Raw genomic sequence first — 1,673 nt, forward strand, 5'->3', positions numbered from 1 at the left:
CCGCGTGCGTGCGCATATGGTCGAGGGCACCTGGGCAGATATATCGGTCGGCTCGGGCAAGGTTACGACGCGTGAAGTGGAGGGACAGCTTTCGACGCTGGCGCGCGACGCGGGAAAGGCTGCACATCCGCCAGCGACAATTGCTGACTATCAACATGTCGAGGGGTGGCCGGATCTGTCGAAAGGTGGCGCTCACGTCAAGGTCGATAGGCAGACACAAGAGGCTGCCTACGAGACGATCGAATCTTTCAGTCGCGACAGACCCATCGAAGCGGTCACACTGACGCCCGGGAGATATGATTTGGCGCGAGTGCTGGATAACACGACTCGCACCACGCAGTCTGGATACAAGCTAAAGGGTACCGTTAGCACAAGCACCAAACGCGCGAAGTGCTGGCTGCCGCACATGGCGAAGAACGGACGGGAATGGCGCGAGGATTGGGCTGTCAAGATGGATTGGAGCCATAACGGTGCGTATATCACATTGAATCATATTCCTACGCGCGCCGAGCTTGTCGAAATGGGCGTGGAGAATATTCCGGCTGACTGGAACGGACTGAGAGTGTGGAGCGGTATGGTATCAAGCCAGTATGACGAGATATTGGGGCGTTGGCTTGAGGGCGGCGCGACGCAATACGTCATTGACTTCGCCGATCCTTATAACAAGGTTTTGGAGAACTACGTGAAAAGTCTAATGGCGATGCCGACGAACTGGAAGGATGTAATTTTTTCTCCGGCTGAACGGGCGGCGGTTCGCGACCTGGGCAAGGATCAAATCCTGCCCAAGACAGTCCCGCAGGGCTATACGAATCGCGCGCCAGCGGTTGCAGGTCACGCACTGCCCGGTGGTCGCGACAGCGCACAACCGCAACATTGAGGAGTATCGACATGTCCGCCTTCCTGTATGTTGCAGGCAAAAACGACGATGAGGCCCGCGACCGCGCGTTCTACTTGCTTAGGAAATACACGAGCGCCACTCTGTTGCGGCACGCAATTGACCTGTATCGTGAATTCCTGCGTGACTTCGAACGCGAAATTAAGGGGCCCGAAGTCGGTATTGACTATAGCGATGATCTTGTTCGGTTCATGCGTTTTCTGCGGCCGATGGAACTTGCCGAACCGTTGGTAGCGGACTCAAAAAGGCGCAGGGAAGCATTTGATTTACTCTACGATGCACTTGCTTTTAGCGGCTATATATGGGGCCGACGTTATGAGGAACTTGGAGGGGCCGATCCGGACGACCTGTTCTATAAATTTGGTTATCGAGAATCCCCGGATGAATCGATTGGAATCTTTGGCAAGGCGAACTCTTCGGGCGAGGTTTTTTCCCTATTTTTTGGCACGCTTAATAAGAAGGGGAAGATTTATTTTGAAGATCCTCGTCGAGTCGGTCCAAAAGCGAAATCAGCGATGCGCTGGACTTATGACGACATATTCTTCGATGAACTGGCTTTTAATGGAGTACCCCCCATACACTTCCCCGCACAACTCAGCAATTGCCCGCCGCCTAACAAAGACACTGCGGGCGAGGTGTGGAGCGGTCGTCAGATACCTGTGACGGGTATTTGGGAACCTTGGTCCATTGATCCTAAGATCGGCGTTCGTTGTCCTAATTACTATCTTGCTGGGGATATCGCCAGCCAGTACCAGTTCGAAGGCACCGACACGCTAGA

1 protein-coding gene and 1 pseudogene are annotated in these 1,673 nt (G+C 54.2%); both read left to right on the plus strand.

Going from position 1 to position 1,673, the window contains the following annotated elements; translation table 11 throughout:
• A pseudogene (locus NCR35_RS29700) lies at positions 1–877 on the plus strand (hypothetical protein); the annotation flags it as partial.
• Between the two features lie 11 nt (positions 878–888).
• The coding region (locus tag NCR35_RS29705; protein WP_250537452.1) for an Imm71 family immunity protein at positions 889–1,673 on the plus strand (785 nt) is incomplete at its 3' end.

The sequence above is a fragment of the Caballeronia sp. AZ10_KS36 genome, assembly GCF_023631105.1.
In the GTDB taxonomy this organism is placed as follows: Bacteria; Pseudomonadota; Gammaproteobacteria; order Burkholderiales; family Burkholderiaceae; genus Caballeronia.